Here is a 20,636-nt window from a genome sequence, read left to right on the forward strand (position 1 = left end):
ATCGAATTAGGCGGCACCCCAACGGGTGATCGCATCAGAGGCAAACATGCGTGGACGTTATTCGGCTTTGGCCGCACTTGCCCTCGTCGCGGGCGCGGCGGGCGGTATCTATCTTGAAAGACTGCACCTGAATCCGTCTGATGAGGCGGGCGCGGGTGGAGAAGAGGCTCTTTATTGGGTCGCACCCATGGATCCGAACTTCCGTCAACCCGGCCCCGGCAAATCGCCTATGGGGATGGATCTGATCCCGGTCTATGCCGGTCAGGAAGCCGCGGGCGATCCCGCCGAGGTGATGCTCTCGGGCGCCGAAATCAATGCGATCGGCGTGCGCACCGCCTTTGCCCGGCGCGAGAACGTGGCACGCAAGGTCGAGACCGTCGGATTTGTCGAGTATGACGAGCATCTGACCAGTCACGTCCATACCCGTGTCGAGGGTTGGATTGAGGTCATGAACGTGCGCGCCATCGGGGATCCGGTGACCAAAGGCGACGTTCTCTTCGAAATGTTCTCGCCCGTCATCGGCTCGTCCAGCAGCGATCTGATCCGCGCGCTCGAGGCCGGAAACTCGCGCATCATCGATGCAGCGCGCAACGCGCTTCGCAGTCAGGGCATGTCTGACCGGCAGATCACCCAGATCGAGGAAAGCCGCACCCTGGCCCGTAATATCGAGGTCCTTGCGCCACAGGACGGTGTCGTGATCTCGCTCGAGGCCGCCGAGGGGATGTATCTGCAGCCTGGCACGCGCGCGGTATCGCTAAGCGATCCCAGCGCCGTCTGGCTAATCGTAGATGTGTTCGAGCGCGATATCGCGCGACTGAACGAGGATATGCGCGCCGCCGCCCGATTCGAGCATCTGCCCACACGCGCCTTTGAAGGCCAGATCGACTACATCTATCCCGAACTCGACCCCGAAACCCGCACCCTGCCTGTTCGACTGAAATTCGACAATTCCGACGGCGCGCTGCGCCCCGGCATGTTCAGCAAGATCAGCCTGATGCCCAGCGACGACCGGATGGCCCTGACAGTGCCGTCCGAGGCGATTATCCGCACCGGCTCGGCCGAGCGCGTGGTCTTGAAAACGGGTGACGGCACCTTCAAGCCGCGCCTCGTGACAACCGGTCTGCGCGACGCCTTCGGCGAGGGCGGGCGCACCGAGGTTATGCAAGGTCTTGCACCCGGCGAAGAAGTCGTCGCCTCGGCGCAGTTCCTGATCGACAGCGAAAGCGCGCTGAACGCAGGCATGATGCGCATGGCCCCGACCGAGGCGGCGCCCGCCCCCGGCACGGGCACGCTCGTCGCGCTCGATGCCGAGGCACGCGTGGCCACGATCCGCCACGGCGCGCTCGAGGCGCTGGACTGGCCCACGATGACCACCGACTTCACCCTGCGCGCTGATGTCCCGTTGGACGGGCTGGAAGTGGGGCAGGAGGTCGCGTTTCGCGCGGTGCGCGGCGCGGATGGCCTCTTGGGGCTGACCATGCTTGGCACCGATGACGGTGTTGCGGCGACCGGCACGGGCCGGGTCACGGCAGTAACACCGGATGGCAAGTTGGCGCTGTCGCACGACCCCATTCCGGCCCTCGGTTGGCCGGCGATGGAGATGGACATGCCGGTCGCGGGTTTCGATCCGGGTTCGGTGCCCATCGACGCGCCTGTGGAGTTCGATCTGTCGAAGGGCGCGGACGGTCTCTTCACCATCGTCGCGGTGCGCGCCGAGGGGATGGACGAGGAAATGGATATGTCCCACTCCGAAATAAAGGGCGCCATGGAGGTGCCGCCCATCACCGTCACCGGCACCATCGACGCCGTCGATGCGGGCGCGCGTAAGGCGACCATCAGCCATGGCCCCATTAGCGAGATCGGCATGCCCGGAATGACGATGGACTTTGGCTTGGCCAAGACGCTGGACACGAGCAGCCTGGTCACCGGTCAGGACATGATCCTAACCTTCGCGCGGCCGGACGGCATGACGATGGTGCTGGATAAGGCCGAACCCGTCATTCCACCAATGGAGGTGAGCGGCACGATCAATTCAGTCGACGCCGTGACGGGCCAGGCCAACATCACGCACGGACCGATGACCGAGATCGGAATGCCGGGGATGACCATGGATTTCGCGATTGATCCTTCGGTCAATGCCGCAACGCTCCCCACGGGCGAGGATGTTACCCTGGAGCTGCGCCGCAACCCTGACTTCTCAATGACCCTCGTGGGCATCACAGAGGGGGCAGGCGAATGATCCGCGCCATCATTAAGGCGTCCATCGCCAACCGCGTCATCATCCTCGCGCTGGCGATCATGATGGGCGTCGTAGGCGTGTGGGCCATCCGCTCGACTCCGGTGGACGCCATTCCCGATCTGTCGGACGTGCAGGTGATCGTGCGCACGCCCTATGCGGGCCAGGCGCCGCAGGTGGTCGAGGACCAGATCACCTATCCCATCGCCACTGCCATGCTGGCCGTTCCGGGCGCCCGCGACGTGCGCGGCTTTTCCTTTTTCGGCGACAGCTACGTCTATGTCGTCTTCGAGGATGGCACAGACCTTTACTGGGCGCGCAGCCGCGTTTTGGAGTATCTCGCGCAGATCACGTCGAACCTGCCTGAGGGGGCCTCGCCCGAGCTGGGCCCCGATGCCACCGGCGTCGGCTGGATCTATCAGTATGCGCTGATTGACCGAACCGGGGGGCATGACCTCTCGGAGCTGCGCAGCCTGCAGGACTGGTTCCTGAAATACGAACTGCAGACCGTCGAGGGCGTCTCCGAGGTCGCCACGATCGGCGGCATGGTCAAGCAATACCAAGTCGTCGTCGATCCGGACAAGCTGCGTGCCTATGACGTGACGCTGGGCCAGATCAGGTCCGCCATAGAGAACGCCAACCGCGAAACCGGTGGCAGCGTGATCGAAATGGGCGAGGCCGAGTTCATGGTCCGCTCGACGGGCTATGTCGACGAGCTGGCCGATATCGCCAAGGCCCCGCTGATGGTCAATGATCGGGGCGCGGCCCTGACGATTGGCGACATCGCCGATATTCGCCTTGGACCTGAGATGCGCCGCGGCGTAGGCGAGCTGAATGGCGAGGGCGACGCCGTGGGCGGTGTGGTGATCCTGCGCTGGGGCGGCAACGCGCTCAGCACGATCAAGGCGGTCGAGGCGCGGATGGAGGAACTGCGCAGCAGCCTGCCCGAGGGCGTCGAGATCGTCACGACCTACAACCGCGCAGGCGTGATTGAGCGGGCAATCGAAAACCTACAAAAGAAGCTGACCGAGGAATTCATCGTCGTCATCCTCGTCTGCGCAGCGTTCCTGCTGCACATCCGCTCGTCCCTGGTGATCCTCGTCTCGCTGCCCCTTGGTATCGCGGCGGCCTTCATCGTGATGAAGTTTCAAGGGGTGAATGCCAACATCATGTCGCTGGGCGGCATCGCCATCGCCATTGGCGCCATGGTGGACGCCGCCATCGTGATGATTGAGGCGATGCACCGACGGCTTGAGAAGGAGAAGATCACACCCGAGAACAGGTGGCGTATCGTCAGCGAGTGCGCCTCAGAAGTGGGGCCAGCTCTCTTTTATTCGCTGGCCATCATCACGGTCAGTTTTCTGCCGGTCTTCGTGCTCGAGAGCCAGGAAGGGCGCCTCTTCAAGCCGCTCGCATTTACCAAGACCTATGCGATGGCCGCCGCCGCGATCCTGTCGATCACGCTGGTGCCCGTATTGATGGGCTATTTCGTGCGCGGGCGCATCATCCCCGAGCGCAAGAACCCGCTGAACCGGCTGATCATCTGGATTTACCGACCCTTCCTTGACGCGGCCGTCGCGTGGCCTTGGGCCACGACCCTTCTGGCGGGCCTTTTGGTCGCGTCCATGTGGTGGCCGCTGCAAAGGATCGGGACCGAGTTCATGCCCGAGCTGAACGAGGGCGATTTCCTCTACATGCCGACGCTCTATCCGGGCGTCTCCATCGGCAAGGCTCGTGAGGTGCTCCAACAGAGCGACCGGATGATCGCCACCATTCCCGAAGTCGAGACTGTCCACGGCAAGCTGGGCCGCGCTGACACGGCCACCGATCCTGCGCCGCTGACGATGATCGAGACGACGATCCAGCTGAAGCCCGAAGCCGAATGGCGCGAGGGCATGACGATGGACCGCATTCGCGATGCACTGGACCGCGCGGTGCAAATTCCCGGCGTCACAAACGTCTGGATCCAACCCATCAAGAACCGCATCGACATGCTGGCGACCGGCATCAAGACACCCGTCGGCGTCAAGATATCCGGTGCGGACCTGAAAGTAATCGAGCAGATCGGGATCGAGGTCGAGCGCGTGGTCGGCGGCATCAAAGGCACCGCCTCGGCCTATGCCGAGCGTCCCATCGGCGGGCGCTTCATCGAGATCAACCCCGACCGAGACGCGGCCGCGCGCTACGGGATGAGTGTGCGGGATGTGCAGGACATCGTGCAGACCGCTATCGGCGGCATGCAGGTGTCGGAATCCGTCGAGGGCCTTGAGCGCTATCCCATCAACCTACGCTACCCACAGGACTGGCGCAGCAGCCCCGAGGCGCTGCGCGATCTGCCCGTCGTCACGCCGCAGGGCGCGCATATCCCGCTGGGCACCCTGACCGAGATCAGCATCGAAGACGGCCCCGGCATGATCCGCTCGGAAAACGCGCGGCGCACCGGCTTTGTTTTTGTCGATATAGCGGGGCGCGATCTGGGAGGTTACGTTCAGGAGGCACGCGCGTTGGTGGCCGAAGAGGTCACCCTGCCGCCGGGCTATTCGATCACATGGTCAGGCCAGTATGAATATATCGAGCGGATGCAGGAGCGGCTGAAACTTGTTGGCCCGGCCACCCTGCTGATCATCACGCTGATGCTGTTCATGGCCTTCAACCGGGTGATCGAGGTGGGCATCATCCTCGCCGCGCTGCCCGTCGCTTTGGCGGGCGGCGTCTGGTTCCTTTGGTATCTCAGCTTCGACATCTCTGTGGCCGTATTGGTCGGCTTCATCGCGCTGGCCGGCGTAGCTGTCGAGACGGCGATCGTGATGCTGCTCTACCTCAACCTCGCTTGGGAGAAGCGGAGAGGCGAGGCTTCGCAGGAGCGGCGCGAGATGACACCGCTGGACGTCGAGGAGGTTGTCTTCGAGGGGGCGTTATTGCGCGTGCGGCCCAAGGTGATGACCGTTGCGACCATCTTCGCTGGACTGATCCCGATTATGTATGGCACTGGCACAGGCTCGGAGATCATGCAGCGCATCGCCGCCCCGATGGTGGGCGGCATGGCTACCGCAACCCTCCTCACCCTCTTCGTCATTCCGTCGATCTTCGTGATCTGGAAACGGCTGGCCCTGAAACGGGTCAACCGCGAATTGCTGACACCGGCCACGCCGGATGCAGCGCAAACCCCGGCCGAATGAAGGCCGGACCCTTCCCTGACCTGAAAGGATATCCCATGAAACCTCTTCTCCTCACGATCGCCCTTGGCATGTTAACTGGCCCTGCTATCGCCCAGACCAGCAGCGAAATGGACCACACTAAAATGGATCATTCGGAGATGAACATGAGCGCAGAACAAATGAGGGGCGCTGTCCACACCACGGCTACGCTGAACTCCCTGAGCGATGGCATGGCCAATGTCAGCCATGAGCCGATCCCCGAAATCGGCTGGCCCGCTATGACTATGGATCTGCCTGTGACAGAGGACGCTCAAATGATGGGCGACATCGCTGAGGGCGATACAGTGACCCTCATGCTGATCAAGGGCGCCGATGGCATGTATGCAATCGGCGGCATGATGCCTGAGTAGTCCAGCGGGTAACCCGCAGATAGGGCGGGAAGAGGCTTCTTCCCGCTCAGATTGCCAATTCGGAAACCGATTGGGGGAACGAACCCCGCATCTGATCCGGGCTCTTCGATGAGGGGGATGACGCGTGCGAAATACCCCAACGTCCGAACCTCCACAGGGCGCGATGGAGCGCGCCTGCGGGCCATGTGGATTGCATGCTTACCCGTTCTGGTCTTAAGAAAATTTCGCTCCCGTCAGAGGCAGCGCTCCGTCGGATCCTCACCGCCAACGATTGGCGGTCCTTCGGCGGAGCACAGGAATTCTACGCTTCTCGCTTCGCCGAAGAATTTCCCGGTCATCTACATTTGTGATGCGTGCAAAAATCTTGGCTTCTGCGCCTAATGGCTGCCGGTGCTCGCTAGCAAAGCACCGGCAGCCCAGCCTTCAGCTGGCGTCCTTGAACTCGGCGTATTCGCCGCGCACCTGAACAGTGACGGTGGCCTCCGAGCTGTCGCGGTTGCGCCAGAACCAACCGTGTTCGCCGTCGAACTCGGCGACAAGTTCGCCTTCGTCTCCGGTGGAGCCGCGGCCCTTGTCATAGGTCACCGACTGCCCACCACCATGGCCATGCATGTCGAAGTTCACGCGACCGCCTTCGACGAGCATTCGGTATTCCACCTTCTGGCCTTCTTCCATAACGAGTTTCCACTCTGCTGAGTCGCCGGGGGCAAGCGTAAAGCTTGTTTCATCGCGCCAGCCTTCGACCTCTTGCGCATATGCGCTGCCGACAAAAATCCCGAAGATGTCACCCATCAAGCTGGACTGATCCTCTGTGCCGAGCTCCAACAGCCTGTCGGCTTCGGCCTCTTCTGCCAGCTGGACCTTGATCTCGCCCATCTCCGCCAACCCGAGCACACCACCGATCCCGGTCGGATCGATGTTGTATTCGGCTGGAAGCACCACTGTGATCAAGATTGCGGCCGCGCTGGCGGCGGCGATCGCGGTAGACCGGAGCAGTTGCGTGGAGCTCGGCAGCTCTTCAAGACTTGGTTTTTCTGCGTTGAACATTTGGGTCTCCTATTTCTCAGGTGGCTACGAAATAGCCGGTGATCTGAAGGCCCATGAGGATGAACCCCATGGACATCATGACGACGTTGGCGGTGTAGGCCTGGCGGAAGAAATTCGGGGATTTCCGCCAGTAGCCCATGACGATGAGGATGACGCCAAGTGCCATTAGTTGGCCCAGCTCGACTCCCACATTGAACGCCAGAAGATTGGCCAGCAGCCCTTCCGACGCGATATCGTAGTCGAGGATCTTGGTAGCCAGGCCCGTTCCGTGGAAAAAACCGAAGATCAGTGTCGCGGCCTTAGTGTTGGGCTGGACCCCGAACCAGCGTTGGTATGCACCCAGATTGTCGAGGGCCTTGTAGACGACCGAGAGGCCGATGATCGCATCGACGATGTAGGCGTTGATGCCCCAGCCAAACCAGACACCCGCCAACATTGTCGTTGAATGGCCGACAGCGAAGATGCTGACGTAGATGCCGACATCTTTCATCTTGTAGAGAAAGAAGACGACACCCAGCAGGAACAGGATGTGATCGTAGCCGGTAACCATATGTTTGGCCCCGAGATACATGAAGGGAATGATGTTCACCCCCCAGATCTCCTGGATATAGCCCGCATCCCCGGGCGTGACGTTATGGGCAAGCGCATGGCCCGTGCTTAGAAAGAGCAATGAGAGTGTGATGGCGGACAGGACCACGATCCGGCGCATACCTGGATCGGTCCAGCCCAGATGGACTGTTTTCATGGATTGAACTCCGCGAATGGTTGGAATGATCGATGGCGCCCGAGAGGCGCGGGCGATCACACGCGCGGTGGTCGTTCGATCAGGTCCATTCTCAGAGGATGAGCGAAGGCCGAACTCAGCCGCCATGCTGCCTTGTAGATATCCAGCGGTTGACCGGCAGGATCGTGGGCAAGCACCAGTGCCTGACTGTGATCATGATCGACGCTGTCATGGCTGTGTCCGTGCATGGCCCAAGCAAGGTCTTCCTCGAGTCCGTGCGAATGCCCATGCTCTGCAATCGTTTCCGAGTGCTCCTGGAGCACATCCAGCACCGTGGGGACATGGGACGTCGTGGGCATGATTGACCAGACAAGAACGGCCACGCAGAGAAGCGTCGCGAAGGCGGCTTTTCCGAGTCTACGTGAAGCTGTCATCAAGCCTGCCTGTCCGCTCTATTTGTTTGCAGCGCCGTCACTGCGCTATCTTGTTCTATCCCCCCTGGGAGGATACGACACTAGTATGTCAGACACACACACTCATGCAAGTCATCCTGCGCTCATTGCCCGGCTGAAACGTGCCGACGGTCACCTTCGCTCGGTTATCGCGATGTTGGAGGATGGCAAACCCTGCCTCGACGTCGCCCAGCAGCTTCAGGCTGTCGAGAAGGCCGTGACGAATGCCAAGCGCGTGCTGATACATGAGCATATTGACCACTGCCTCAATATCGACGGATCAGAGACCGATCGTGCTGAACTCAAGGCGATCACCCGCTATCTGTGAGCGCACCATGCTGGCCATTCTCGCTGATCGAACCTACCGGCATCTTTTCCTGGCGCAGGTCGTGGCGCTCCTTGGCACCGGCCTTGCGACGATGGCGCTTGGCCTCTTGGCCTTTGATCTTGCGGGAGACCGGGCCGCGCTCGTGCTCGGCACCGTCTTCACGATCAAGATGGTGGCTTATGTCGGCATCGCACCGATCGCAGGCGCATTTGCCGACCGCCTTCCGCGCCGCGCCATGCTGGTCACCCTGGATCTGATCCGGGCGGCGGTGGCACTGGCGCTGCCCTTCGTCACCGAAATCTGGCAGGTCTATGTTCTGATCTTCCTGCTGCAGTCGGCCTCTGCCGCCTTCACGCCCACATTTCAGGCAACGATCCCCGATGTCCTGCCGGACGAGGCGCGCTATACCCGTGCGCTCTCACTGTCGCGCCTGGCCTATGATCTGGAGAATATCGTCTCGCCCGCCCTGGCCGCGATGCTGCTAGCGGTGATGAGTTACAACACGCTGTTTCTCGGCACTGTCGCGGGCTTTGTTGCTTCTGCACTGCTGGTGCTGTCGGTCATCCTGCCCAGTCCCAAGGCGACGAAGCCGCGCGGGATCTATGACCGGACCACCCGGGGCATCCGCATCTACCTCGCCACTCCGCGGCTGCGCGGACTGCTGGGCCTGAATCTGGCTGTCGCTTCCGCAGGCGCGATGGTTCTCGTCAACTCCGTGGTTCTCGTGCGAGGGCAACTGGGGCTCGATGATACCGCCCTGGCCTGGACCATGTTCGCCTTCGGGGCAGGAAGCATGATTTCGGCGCTTGCCCTGCCGCGCTTGCTCGACAGGTTGCCTGACAGACCGATGATGGTGGCCGGCGCATGGCTCATGGTCGCCGCGCTGCTGGGGATCGCAGGCGTCATCCTGGTCTTCGGGTTGAGCTGGCCGCTTCTGCTGTTTGTCTGGCTGCTGATCGGCTTGGGCAACTCGGCCGTGCTGACGCCCTCAGGCCGCCTCCTACGCCGCTCTGCACACCCGGAGGACCGCCCCGCGATCTTCGCCGCGCAATTTGCGCTGTCCCATGCTTGCTGGCTGCTGACCTATCCGCTGTCCGGCTGGTTGATGACCGCGTTCGGAACGTTGCCCGCGCTCTTGGTGCTGGCCGGTCTGGCGGCGATCGGCATCGGGGCGGCACTTCGGTTCTGGCCCGCCAAAGCGCTGGATAGTCTGCCTCATGAGCACCCGGACCTGCCGCCTGATCATCCGCATCTTGAGGGGCAAGTCGGCAAGGTTCACCGGCACGAAATCATCATCGACGATCTGCATCGCCATTGGCCCATGCGCGGCTGACATGCTGTCACTCTTTGGCCTGTTTTCAGCGGCCTTCCTCGCTGCCACTCTGATCCCCGCCCAGTCCGAGGCTGTGCTGGCAGGTCTACTTTGGACTGGCAGCCATCCCGTCTGGCTGGTGATTTTGGTGGCCACAGCCGGGAATGTTCTCGGCTCTGTAGTCAATTGGATTTTCGGGCGATACCTCGCTCACTTTGCTGATCGGCGCTGGCTCCCGGTGTCTCCAAAGCAGATTGAGCGCGCCTCCGGTTGGTATCGAAAATGGGGGTTCTGGAGTCTGCTGGGCAGCTGGTTGCCCATCGTCGGAGACCCGTTGACCCTGGCCGCGGGCCTGCTGAAAGAGCCATTCTGGCGCTTCGTGCTCATCGTGACTTTCGCGAAAGGCGGGCGCTACATCGTGCTGGCGATGGTCACTCTCAACTACGTGTAAAACGCGGACCGGACAGCCTCGCACCCGCTTTTGAAAAAACGCTTTCGTGACATCGCGGAAAACGTTGGGAGAGGTGTTTTCGACCCTCTGCTGACCTTGGTGACAAATTAAATTGTTGGAACGCAGCATCCCGAACCCGCCGTTGCTCCCAATTGGGGGCGGGCTGCATGCGCCTTCATATTTTACTACAAAGATAACAGTGGTGTCGTTATATTTTGTAAGAGTTGAGGCGCAGGCCAAAGTTATCGTAAAGAAAAGAGATACTTAATTATGGATAAAGTCGACCTGAGTGGCGCCAATGACAAGCTGAACCAACTTAGAGAAAGTGGCGTTGAGTCTGCCACCAATCTACCGTTCGAACTACTTAATAGACGCACCAACAAGACCACAAAGCTGGCTGCAAACTCTGGTGCGAAAGAGCCAATGGACGGCGCCAACCGCTGGTTCGACTATGAGTTTTCAGAACCCGTTTTCTTGTGTGAAATTGTCATTGTTATGGAGAACTATACCTCCTACGACACTTTCGAAGTAAAATGGGAAATGGCACAAGGTGGTGAAATAAGACAGGAAATCTCAAGGGATTCTGACACTACATACCGCTGCAACGTTAATCAGTTGATTAGGTCAGTTTCATTCCGGCCGCCGAAGAAATGGTGGACAGCAGCTAAATTGAATTCCGTCTCTCTAATAGGCTTCCAGTCTGGTGAATTAGAAGAGTTTGTTCGTCTTGTTACACGTCTAGACCGGTTCAAATCAGACATTGTTAAGGATAGTGAACGCGCTATCAAAAGTGCGGAAGAAGCAAACGCCAAACTCGATACCTTGCGCCAAGAACGCGATGAGCTGAACGGTAAAATAACCGAAGCTAAAGGGACTGTTACAGACCTGAACAATCAGATTGGCCGCCTGACAGAGGAACGAAATGGACTGGTTGCAGACGTCAAAAAACGCGAAGAAACCGCTGTCACTCTGGAAGAACAAGCGGAGGCGATCAAAGAGCATATCGCGGAACGAAATGCTGAGCGTTCAGGGCTTGCCACTGAGATTGCCGAGCAGAAACAGGAACTACGATTACTTCAAGATGACATCAACATGTTCCCAACAGAGATAAGCGGGTTCGTCTCGCAAGCTTCTCAAAATACTAAGACGTATTGGCAGCTGTCTTGGATTCCAATAATTCTTCTGGTCATCATGGCCGGGCTGCTAGTCTTCAATGCAGCAAACCTCACTACCGTAATCGACGAATATGAGAACGCGAGGATATTCTCGATCCTTGTAACGCGTATCCCCTACATCGTGATAGCCACTGCAATTATCGGTGCGGCTTATAAACTAGCAGCGTTGTTAGTTGGAGAGATAATGAGAATCAACCAGCAGCGCCTCAACCTGTCCAAGGTCAGCATTATTGCAACGGACGTCTCTAAGGCATCCGAGGAAGGGCTAGAAGACCTACCCGACGAGGAAATCTATGCGCTCCGCACACGCCTCAAGATGGATATGCTGCGCGACCATATGAAGGAATACCTTTCCAAAGATTTCGTTGCATCGTTACCACGAGAGCGCCGCGACGTTAAGCCCAAGGCAGACGAAGGGACCATCGAAGTAGAGGGAGAGAATGAAGCCGATCACTCAAAACCGTAGTGCGAGAAAGCTGTCACCGTCATTGCGTTGAGATGGCAGAGCCGCTTGGCGCCCCCTCCAATTTATGCATAAGGAGTCGAATGGTCGAAGGTCAGCTCTTCAAGGTGAAAAGCAGGAATAGCGCAGCCGCAGAGGAAGTCCGCTCTCCGCCCTTTTACCCGATGAGCTCGGTTGGGTGATAGCTGCCCAACATGGGTGATTACCCTGCGTCAGATCCAAACCGCTCTTCCAATCTTCCACAGTCCCGAACAGGGCTCACCGCAGAGACACGGGTTATGGCTTCTATCCGATCCAGAGATAGATTGCGGCCACTGCTCTTGAGACCATATGACCGTTGCGTTCGAGTAGTTTGGTGGCCGAGGGCGCTGGCGATCATCTCGGAATCGAACCGGTCTGAGTTCTTCATGTCGGCGGCCACCGCATGCCGGAACACGTAAGGTGTCAGGTTATGCCGAAGGCTGGGGAACGCCAGTTTGCCCAATCGGGTCACAAGTTTCCCAAGGCTGACCGAAACCCGGCGATGCCTTTCCGACGCCGGCAGCGGAATTCCATTGGCGTCCTTGCCCGGGCTCGACACGGTCAGGTGCAGATTGCCTTTATCTCGAAGCGTTTCTCGAAGCCATCTTGCCTCAGGCGCCTCGCATGCGATCTCAATCTCACGGACCGATTGCCCCTTGGCTGGCAAAGCCTCATGAAGCTGTGTCATGCACTTTGCACCTTTTATCAGGAAGATCAGCCGGTCCGCACCTTCCACTTCAATAAGACGAATATCGACGCCGTAATCCTCCGAAAACTCTGCCGGCCGCGCACCAGTGAGCATCATGGTCGCCAAGATCGCCTGCCGCGTGATGTCCAGATGTCGGTCCCTTGCGATTGAAGAGGTCCACAAGTGGCTGCGCCAATCATAATTGGGAAAAGCGTCACGCTTCCGGCGTTCGTGATGGCCGAGCGCCGATAAAGTTGACTGAGCCGACCGATCCCGCCGGCGCCTGGTGTCTGGCGCGGTCTTGTCCTCTCGTTTTCGGGTGCGGGCTTGGTCATGGAACGGATCTGGAGGCACTTCGATCAAAAAGTGAACCGCGGACGCCAACTGAGCTCTCTCCACCCCAGAGAGCGGCCGGACTGCGTCCTTCATCTGCTGTTTGACCGAGGGGAACAGATGAGGACGCAGACTGCCTAGACACTCTTTCTGCTCTTCTGCGCTCTCGATCCGGTTCAAGGTCTCCCGCCAATAAATTGGCATCAGTTCCAGAACGTCGCGGGCGGCAAGGCGAACCAGCGCAGAGCGATCGGCTTGCCTGGCGTTGGAGGTGGCCCAATCGTCAACTTCAAGGCGCGAGAGGAAGACCTTGAAGGGATCCCCTCTGGGATGGGCGCGCGCGAGAGCAGCAGCCCGGCGCTCGTATTTTTGCCAGGTTCCGCTTTCAATCAGATCTTCGATGCTGAACGCGGCATTCGAATGGGACGCAAGTTTGAAGGCATGGATGCTCATTTGAATGGAGATGGGGGCATCCTCATGACCGGATGGACTACCTTTGCAGTTCATTGGAATGAGGTCGTCCGCATGGGACGGGTGGCGGTCAGAAAGCGTCATGGAAATGGTCTCATTTTTGAAAAATTGCGTTGAAAACTTCAGTATCCCGTTCGAGTGATGGCAGAACCAGCTTCTGGCGGTTGCGAACCTCGATTGTCGACCGGGGGGTGTAGTGATCACCCCGAGTTTGAGGGTGAGTATTGCTACGTCTAATGACCGAGAGATGTGCGCTGAACCTCCAAGAGGCATAATATTCGCCTCTCTCCATCCGCCCCCACGCAGGGCAGAACGCTGACGCACAGGACGGCAACACGAAGGTCCAGCCGGCCAATCAATCGAAGAGCGGAGCCGGTTCCCGGTTGGGCCGTCAGGTCGAAGGCACGGCGCTGGAATAAGGGGTGCAATCCGGTCAACCGACCTCGGTAGCGCCACACTGCGTCGCCGGCAGGTGTTGGGTCCGCCTTGCGATTGATGGTGATGTTTAACCGACGATTGTAACCATCCAAGATGAGATCGCAGGTCCAGCAAGTCTGCCTCTGCGACGGCACCGCCTCGAAGACACCTGCGTATGTCGATCTTTGCAATCCCGCGAGCGAGAGACGTGCGATTTGGTCCTTTGTGTTATCCCGATCTTTCTGCCCAAGATTGGTGTAGTCTGTGTTTCGCATCGCTTCACTCTCCTTCAGGTTCAGGGAAGGTGAGCGGCAAGAATTTAAGCAGCGTAAACGCGTTTTTTTCCGGGGCCGGCTTCAAACAATGCTGCGTCCGAACAGTAAAAGGCTAACAGATCTATCGACCACTCACGCCTCCTGTGACTGTTGGCGGCTGTTGCAATGTTATCTGGCCAGCCGCTTCGGGTCCGGTGGCGTTCAAGTTCCAGCCGCAATCTCTCGTTGCCTGAAGATGCGTTGGCGGCACTCCCCCGGTGCACCGAGGCCGAACAACACGTCGACCTTAGGCTAGGACCTCTGGACCTTTGCAAAGTCAGAAGATAGTCTTTGAGATGCTACCACAGTCGGCGTCCACAAGCTCTCACACGAAACCTGAGCTGTGTCGTGCCCTGAAAAAATTGGCCATTTTGTTGGTGGATCGGTTGGTAGATGCAAGTAACGCATTTTCCCGTAACCATCTGCTCCAGCCAAAGAAAATCTCGTTGACAATATCCCCGCCGGAGGCGGAAGAAAATTCATGAATTTTCTTGGCCTAGCGTCCGACCATCCCAACGATCTCATAGGTGCGCGCCAGGATCGGGGCGGCAATGTCGCGCGCGCGTTCGGAGCCGCGCGCGAGGATCGCGTCGATCTCGCCCACATCCTGCATCAGTCGGCCCATCTCTTCGGAAATGGGGGCCATCCGCGCGACTGCGAGGTCTGCCAGAATGGGCTTGAACTCCGAGAAGGGCTTGCCGCCCATCTCGCGCATCACCTCTTCGGCACTCATGCCCGCAAGGCCCGCGTAGATGTTGACAAGGTTCCGCGCCTCGGGGCGCCCCTCAAGACCGTCCAGCCCCATCGGCAGCGGCTCGGGATCGGTCTTGGCCTTGCGGATCTTCTTCGAGATCGTGTCGGCATCGTCGGTCATGTTGATCCGGCTCATGTCCGAGGGATCGGATTTCGACATTTTCTTGGACCCGTCGCGCAGGCTCATCACCCGCGTCGCGGCGCCCTCGATGACGGGCTCGGCCATTGGAAAGAACTCCACGCCGTAATCATGGTTGAACTTGGCCGCGATGTCGCGCGTCAGCTCGATATGCTGCTTTTGGTCCTCGCCCACGGGCACATGCGTCGCGTGATAAATCAGGATATCGGCCGCCATCAGCGCCGGGTAGCCGAAGAGGCCCAGCGAGGCGTTCTCGGCATTCTTGCCCGCCTTGTCCTTGAACTGGGTCATGCGCTTCATCCAGCCCATGCGCGCCACGCAGTTGAAGATCCACGCCAGCTGCGTGTGCTCGGGCACCTGGGACTGGTTGAAGAGGATCGACTTTTCCGGATCGAGTCCCGAGGCGATAAAGCCCGCTGTCAACTCGCGCGTGGCGTGGCGCAGCTTTTCCGGCTCCTGCCAGACGGTGATCGCATGCAGATCCACCATGCAATAGAGCGATTGCACGCCCTTGTCCTGCGCCTCGGCAAAGCGTTTGAGCGCGCCGAGGTAATTGCCAAGGTGCAGATCGCCGGAGGGCTGGATGCCCGAGAACACCCGCGGGGTGAAGGCTGCATCGCTCATCGTAAGCGTCTCCGTCTGGATTTCCGTGCCGTCCTCAACTACCCATGCGCCCATGCCCCGTCAAGCAAAGGCCCCGCATACATCATGAGCCATCCCGACGATTCCAGCCCGTTCAATCCGCTACCCCCTGTTGTGGTTCTGCTGTTCCTTGCCGTGATCATTCCCGAGATCGCGTTTTTCCTTGGTTCCAAAGGCCTTATCGGCGGGCCGAGCGCCATCGGCTGGCGGCAGGCGATGATCCAGGATTACGGGTTCAGCGGGGATATTCTGCGCTGGATGGTCCAGAACGGGATCTATCCGCCGGACCAGCTTTTGCGCTTTGTCACCTACCCGTTCCTGCATGGCGGATTCACCGAAATGCTGTTCGGTGCGGCGCTGCTCTTGGCGATGGGCAAGTTCGTGGGCGAAGTGTTCCGCCCCATGGCCACGCTGGCGGCGTTCATTATCCCGTCGATCTGCGGCGCGCTGGTCTATGGCCTGATCGCGCGGGACAATCCGTGGCTCTATGGCGCGTTTCCGGGTATTTACGGGCTGATCGGCGCCTTCACCTATCTGCTTTGGCTGAAGCTGGGCCAGCAGGGGGGCAGCCAGGCGCGCGCCTTTGTGCTGATCGGGTTTCTGATGGGCGCGCAGCTGCTCTTCAGTCTGCTCTTTGGTGGCACATTGCGCTGGATCGCGGATCTGACCGGCTTTCTCACCGGGTTTGCAGCGTCATTTGTTCTGCGCCCCGGCGGCTGGGCCAAGCTGCGCGAGAGGCTTGCTCAGCGTTGACGCCGTAGCGCGCCTTTCAGTTCGCTTTTGGTGAAAGCGCCCGTTACCCGGCCGGCGATATAGTAGACGGCACTGCCTGCCGCGATCAGGGCGAGGAGGGCCAACCAGCGCCAGCCCGGCACGCCGAAGACAGGCGAGAGCGAGATCATCACAGCCCAGAGCGCGGCGCCCATCACCGCCGAGGCGACGCAGATGCGCCATATGCGGCTGCGGAACCGGTCGTCAAAGCGCGCCACGTCGCCAAAGGGCCGCACGCCGCGCGCCAGCAGCCACACCATGGCCCAACCTGCGATCGTGGTGCCGATGGCCGCCGCGATCCAGCCGATATAGGGCGCGAGGCCGATGGCCAGCGCGGCGTTCACCACCATAGAGGCAACGGCGTAGTAGAACGGCCGCTTGGTATCTTCGCGCGCGAAATAGATCGGCTGCAGCACCTTTTGCAGCACGAAGGCGGGCAGGCCGAGGCCATAGATCGCCACGGCCAGCGCCGTCGCCGCCGTATCATCGGCGGTAAAATTTCCGCGCTCGAAAAGGACCGTGATCAGTGGGATCGGGATAACCACCAGCGCCACGGCGCAAGGCACGGTCAGCGCCAGAGACACCTCGCCCGCGCGGCTGAGCGCCATGCGCGCGCCGTCCCCGTCATCCGCCCGCAGACGGCGCGAGAGGTCCGGCAGAAGGACGATGCCCACCGCGATGCCCACCACGCCCAAGGGCAGCTGATAGAGCCGGTCGGCGGCATAAAGCCAGCTGACCGCGCTCTCGAAATTCGACGCCACCTGCTGGCCCACCAGCAGGTTGATCTGCATGACCCCGCCCGCCAGCGCAGCGGGCACGGCAATGCGGACCAGCTGGCGCATTTCGGGGGTCCAGCGGGGGCGCACGGGGCGGATGCTCTGGCCCGCGCGGGTTGCGGCGATCCAGACGAGGGCCAGTTGCGCGACACCGGCGAAGGGGATGGTCCAGACGAGGGCGGTAGGCACGCTGCCACCCGTCCAAACGGCAAAGCCCATCGCGGCGCAGAGCATGACATTGAGCAGCACCGGCGCCGCGGCGGCAGCAACGAAGCGGCCAGTGGAATTGAGCACACCAGAGAGGAGCGCCGCCAGCGAGATGAAGAAGATATAGGGAAAGACGACGCGCCCGAATTCGACCGTAAGATCAAAGCGTTCGTCTCCGGCAAAGCCTTCGGCGGTCAGCCACACCAGACCGGGCATGAAGATCATCGCCAGCGCGACCAGCAGCAGCAGCACCAGCGCCAGCCCACTGAAGGCGCGCCGGGCAAAGCCCTGGGCATCGTCACCGCCCTCGAGCCGCTTCGAAAACATCGGCACGAAGGCCGCATTGAACGCGCCCTCGGCAAAGAAGCGGCGGAACATGTTGGGCAGGCGAAAGGCCGCGACGAAGGCGTCCATGACCGGTCCCGGCCCGATCAGACCTGCAATCATCACATCACGGACAAAGCCGAGAACGCGGCTCATCATGGTCCAGCCGCCGACGGTAAAGATGCTGGTGATCATGCGCACGGGGCGGATGGGCGCCCCGGAATTGGCGGGAGTGGTCACTCGATGGCCCTTTGCGTGCCTTCGGAAATGGCCGTGCGCAGCTTGGCTTCCAGCGCCTTCTGCTTGGCCTCCGAGTAGAATTTCAAACCGAACATATCCTTGACGTAGAAGGTGTCGACGACCTGCTCGCCAAATGTCGCGATGACGGCGCTGGCGATATAAACGTTTCCGGCTGCAAGCGTGCGGGTCAGATCGTAAAGCAGCCCGGGCCGGTCGCGTGTATCGACCTCGATGATCGTATAGATCTCGGAGCCCTCATTGTCGAAGGTGATATGCGTTGGCACGCGGAAAGCGCGTTCGCGCTTCTTGATCTTGTCGCGCGATTTCATCGCGTCGCGCGCGACGACCTCGCCGCGCAGCGTCTTGAGGATGGTCTGGCGCAGGCGGGGCAGGCGCCCGTCGGCGAAGGGGTGGCCGTCGGCGTCCTGGATCCAGAACACCGCCGTCGCATAGCCATCTTTGGACGTGTAAGTGCGCGCATCCACGACGCCCGCACCCACCAGCGCCAGTGCGCCGGCAAGGCGCGAGAAGATGCCAGGGTGATCGGCCATCACGAAACAGGCGCGCGTCGCGTCGCGGTCTTCGTCGGGGTGCAGGTCGATCCCGATTTCGCCGTCCTCGCCGGTGAAATCCCGCAGGAGGTTGGCAAAAACCACATGCGCGGTCACGTGCAGACCCTGCCAATAGGGCGGATAGTGGCGCGCGGTCTCAAGCTTGAGTGCCTTGGCGCTCCAGCCGGTGAGGGCGCGGCGCAGGTTCTGCTTGGCGTCCGAGCCGCGCTGCTCGCGGTTCAGATCCTCCAGCCCGTTTTCCATGGCATGCAGCGTCTGGCGGTAGAGCGCACGCAAAAGCGACGCTTTCCAGTTGTTCCAGGTGCCCGGCCCCACGCCGCGAATGTCGCAGACGGTCAGCACGCACAGAAGGTCCAGCCGCTGTTTCGTCTGCACTGCCTTGGCAAAGTCGCGCACCGTGCGCGGATCCGCGATGTCCCGCTTTTGCGCCATGTCCGACATCAGCAGGTGATAGCGCACCAGCCATTCGACGGTGTCGACCTCCTTGGGCTTCAGCCCCAGCCGTGGTGCGACCTTGCGGGCGATCTTGGCGCCGAGGATAGAATGGTCTTCGGGGCGGCCCTTGCCGATGTCATGCAGCAGCAGCGCGATATAAAGAATGCGCCGATTCACGCCGTGCTTGAGGATCGAGGAGGCCACGGGCAGCTCTTCGATCAGCTCGCCCCGCTCGATCCCTGCCAGATGGCTGATGCATTGAATCGTGTGCTCGTCGACTGTGTAATGGTGATACATGTTGAACTGCATCATCGCCACGATCGGCTCGAACTCGGGGATGAAGGCGGGCAGCACGCCCAGCTCGCTCATCCGGCGCAGGGCGCGCTCGGGATTGCCGTGGCGCAGCATCAAACCCAGAAACAGCTTTTGCGCGGCGGGATCGGCGCGCACCTCATCGGTGATCAGGTCCAGATTGGCAGTGACCAGCCGCATCGCATCGGGGTGGATCAGAAGGCCGGTGCGCAGCGCCTCGTCAAAGACGCGTAGGATATTGATCGGATCGCGCAGGAAGGCCGTGTCATCCTCGATGGCGAGGCGTCCGTTCACCTCGGCAAAGCCGTCCTTCAGCTTGCGCTTGCGGCGGAAAAGGCGCTGCAGCAGGGGCTCGGATTTGACATGCGCGGCCTCTAGCTGTGTCAGAAAGATGCGTGTCAGATCGCCCACCGATGTCGCGTGGCGGAAATAGTCCTGCATGAAGATCTCGACCCCGCGCCGCCCGGCTGTATCGCCATATCCCATGCGCTCGGCCACCTCGACCTGCAGATCGAAAGTCAGCTTGTCATTGGGGCGCTTCGTGATCAGATGCAGCTGGCAGCGCACGGCCCAGAGAAAATTCTCGGCCTTGGCGAAGGTCTCGAATTCTTCGGCGGTGAACATGCCCTGACCGATCAGATCGGCCTTGTCGGTGACGCGGTAGGTGTATTTTGCGATCCAGAACAGGGATTGCAGATCGCGCAGACCGCCCTTGCCCTCCTTGACGTTGGGCTCGACCATATAGCGCTGACCGCCCTGCTTTTCGTGGCGCTGCTCGCGCTCCTCCAGCTTGGCCTCGGTAAAGTCGCGCTCGGTCCCGGAAAAGAGATCGTTCCACAGGCGATGGCGCAGATCGCTGGCAAGGCGCGTGTCACCAATGAGGAAGCGATGCTCCAGAAGGGCGGTGCGGATCGTGTAATCCTCGGCCCCGAGGCGCAGGCAGTCGCCGATCGTGCGGCTGGAATGGCCGACCTTCAGCCGCAGATCCCACAGGATATAGAGCATGCTCTCGATCACGCTCTCGGCCCAGCCGGTGATCTTGTAGGGTGTCAGGAACAGCAGATCCACATCCGATTCCGGCGCCATTTCGCCCCGGCCATAGCCGCCGACGGCCAGCACGCTGAGCCGCTGGGACTCGGTCGGGGTGGGCAGCGGATGCATAACCTCGACCGCCAGGCGATGCGCCGTCAGGACGAGGCAGTCCGTCAGCCAGCTATAGGCCCGCGTGGCGGCGCGGGCGCGCAGCGGGGTTTGGGCAAGTGCTTCTGCTATGGCGGCGCGGCCGCGGCGCATCTCGGCGCCCAGAACCTCGACGGCGAGGCGGCGCAGATCGTCCGTTTCCGCACCCTCATGCGCCGCAAGACGGGCGTCGACGGCGGTTTGGTCAAAGATGGCATCCGGCGCGCAGATCATGTTGCCCGGCGCTGTGATAGACGCCGGGCTGTACTGAGTCATTGGGGTCATG

The 20,636-nt window shown here is 60.7% G+C and carries 15 protein-coding genes; 8 read left to right on the forward strand and 7 right to left on the reverse strand.

The window, feature by feature from the left end:
- Positions 1–46: 46 nt before the first annotated feature.
- The 3 genes from BW975_RS02890 to BW975_RS02900 are packed head-to-tail and all read left to right on the forward strand — an operon-like array spanning position 47 to position 5,804.
- Positions 47–2,239, forward strand: a complete 2,193-nt coding sequence (locus tag BW975_RS02890) for an efflux RND transporter periplasmic adaptor subunit (protein WP_076530822.1) — start codon at positions 47–49, stop codon at positions 2,237–2,239.
- Complete coding sequence (locus BW975_RS02895; RefSeq protein WP_076530824.1) at positions 2,236–5,415, forward strand: efflux RND transporter permease subunit; 3,180 nt, start codon at positions 2,236–2,238, stop codon at positions 5,413–5,415. The genes BW975_RS02890 and BW975_RS02895 overlap by 4 nt, the downstream gene beginning before the upstream one ends.
- Positions 5,416–5,450: 35 nt before the next feature.
- Positions 5,451–5,804 carry a copper-binding protein gene (locus BW975_RS02900; protein WP_076530825.1) on the forward strand — a complete coding sequence of 118 codons (354 nt, stop codon included), beginning with the start codon at positions 5,451–5,453 and terminating at the stop codon, positions 5,802–5,804.
- Positions 5,805–6,227: 423 nt separating this feature from the next.
- Here the strand turns inward: BW975_RS02900 and BW975_RS02905 are convergent, their stop codons facing one another.
- The 3 genes from BW975_RS02905 to BW975_RS17790 are packed head-to-tail and all read right to left on the reverse strand — an operon-like array spanning position 6,228 to position 8,009.
- Positions 6,228–6,851, reverse strand: a complete 624-nt coding sequence (locus BW975_RS02905) for a transmembrane anchor protein (RefSeq protein ID WP_076530827.1) — start codon at positions 6,849–6,851, stop codon at positions 6,228–6,230.
- Positions 6,852–6,867: 16 nt separating this feature from the next.
- Positions 6,868–7,596, reverse strand: a complete 729-nt coding sequence (locus BW975_RS02910) for a HupE/UreJ family protein (protein WP_076530828.1) — start codon at positions 7,594–7,596, stop codon at positions 6,868–6,870.
- A 56-nt stretch (positions 7,597–7,652) separates the two neighbouring features.
- Entirely contained in the window at positions 7,653–8,009 is a 357-nt protein-coding gene (locus BW975_RS17790) for a hypothetical protein (protein ID WP_083686959.1), read from the reverse strand.
- A gap of 85 nt (positions 8,010–8,094) precedes the next feature.
- Here BW975_RS17790 and BW975_RS02920 point away from each other — a divergent pair, with 85 nt between their 5' ends.
- The 4 genes from BW975_RS02920 (at position 8,095) to BW975_RS02935 (ending at position 11,759) form a co-directional block, all read left to right on the forward strand.
- Entirely contained in the window at positions 8,095–8,355 is a 261-nt protein-coding gene (locus BW975_RS02920; RefSeq protein WP_076530830.1) for a metal-sensing transcriptional repressor, read from the forward strand.
- Between the two features lie 7 nt (positions 8,356–8,362).
- Complete coding sequence (locus BW975_RS02925; protein WP_076530831.1) at positions 8,363–9,688, forward strand: MFS transporter; 1,326 nt, start codon at positions 8,363–8,365, stop codon at positions 9,686–9,688.
- A gap of 1 nt (position 9,689) precedes the next feature.
- Positions 9,690–10,118, forward strand: coding sequence for a YqaA family protein (locus BW975_RS02930; protein ID WP_076530833.1), 429 nt, complete (start codon positions 9,690–9,692; stop codon positions 10,116–10,118).
- 270 nt (positions 10,119–10,388) lie between these two features.
- Entirely contained in the window at positions 10,389–11,759 is a 1,371-nt protein-coding gene (locus BW975_RS02935) for a hypothetical protein (RefSeq protein ID WP_076530834.1), read from the forward strand.
- A 199-nt stretch (positions 11,760–11,958) separates the two neighbouring features.
- Here the strand turns inward: BW975_RS02935 and BW975_RS02940 are convergent, their stop codons facing one another.
- Entirely contained in the window at positions 11,959–13,353 is a 1,395-nt protein-coding gene (locus tag BW975_RS02940) for a site-specific integrase (protein ID WP_076530836.1), read from the reverse strand.
- A gap of 1,143 nt (positions 13,354–14,496) precedes the next feature.
- Entirely contained in the window at positions 14,497–15,516 is a 1,020-nt protein-coding gene (gene trpS, locus BW975_RS02950; protein WP_076533328.1) for a tryptophan--tRNA ligase, read from the reverse strand.
- Positions 15,517–15,600: 84 nt separating this feature from the next.
- On the opposite strand from trpS, the gene BW975_RS02955 reads away from it, so the two are divergent.
- Positions 15,601–16,287 carry a rhomboid family intramembrane serine protease gene (locus tag BW975_RS02955; protein ID WP_076530839.1) on the forward strand — a complete coding sequence of 229 codons (687 nt, stop codon included), beginning with the start codon at positions 15,601–15,603 and terminating at the stop codon, positions 16,285–16,287.
- On the opposite strand, the gene murJ is transcribed toward BW975_RS02955, so the two are convergent.
- Positions 16,278–17,822, reverse strand: a complete 1,545-nt coding sequence (murJ, locus tag BW975_RS02960; protein WP_076533326.1) for a murein biosynthesis integral membrane protein MurJ — start codon at positions 17,820–17,822, stop codon at positions 16,278–16,280. The genes BW975_RS02955 and murJ overlap by 10 nt on opposite strands.
- 26 nt (positions 17,823–17,848) lie before the next feature.
- Positions 17,849–20,626 (reverse strand): [protein-PII] uridylyltransferase, encoded by a 2,778-nt coding sequence (locus tag BW975_RS02965; RefSeq protein WP_083686960.1) that lies wholly within the window; start codon positions 20,624–20,626, stop codon positions 17,849–17,851.
- Between the last annotated feature and the right edge of the window lie 10 nt (positions 20,627–20,636).

The sequence above is a fragment of the Roseovarius nanhaiticus genome, from assembly GCF_900156535.1.
Lineage (GTDB): Bacteria > Pseudomonadota > Alphaproteobacteria > Rhodobacterales > Rhodobacteraceae > Roseovarius > Roseovarius nanhaiticus.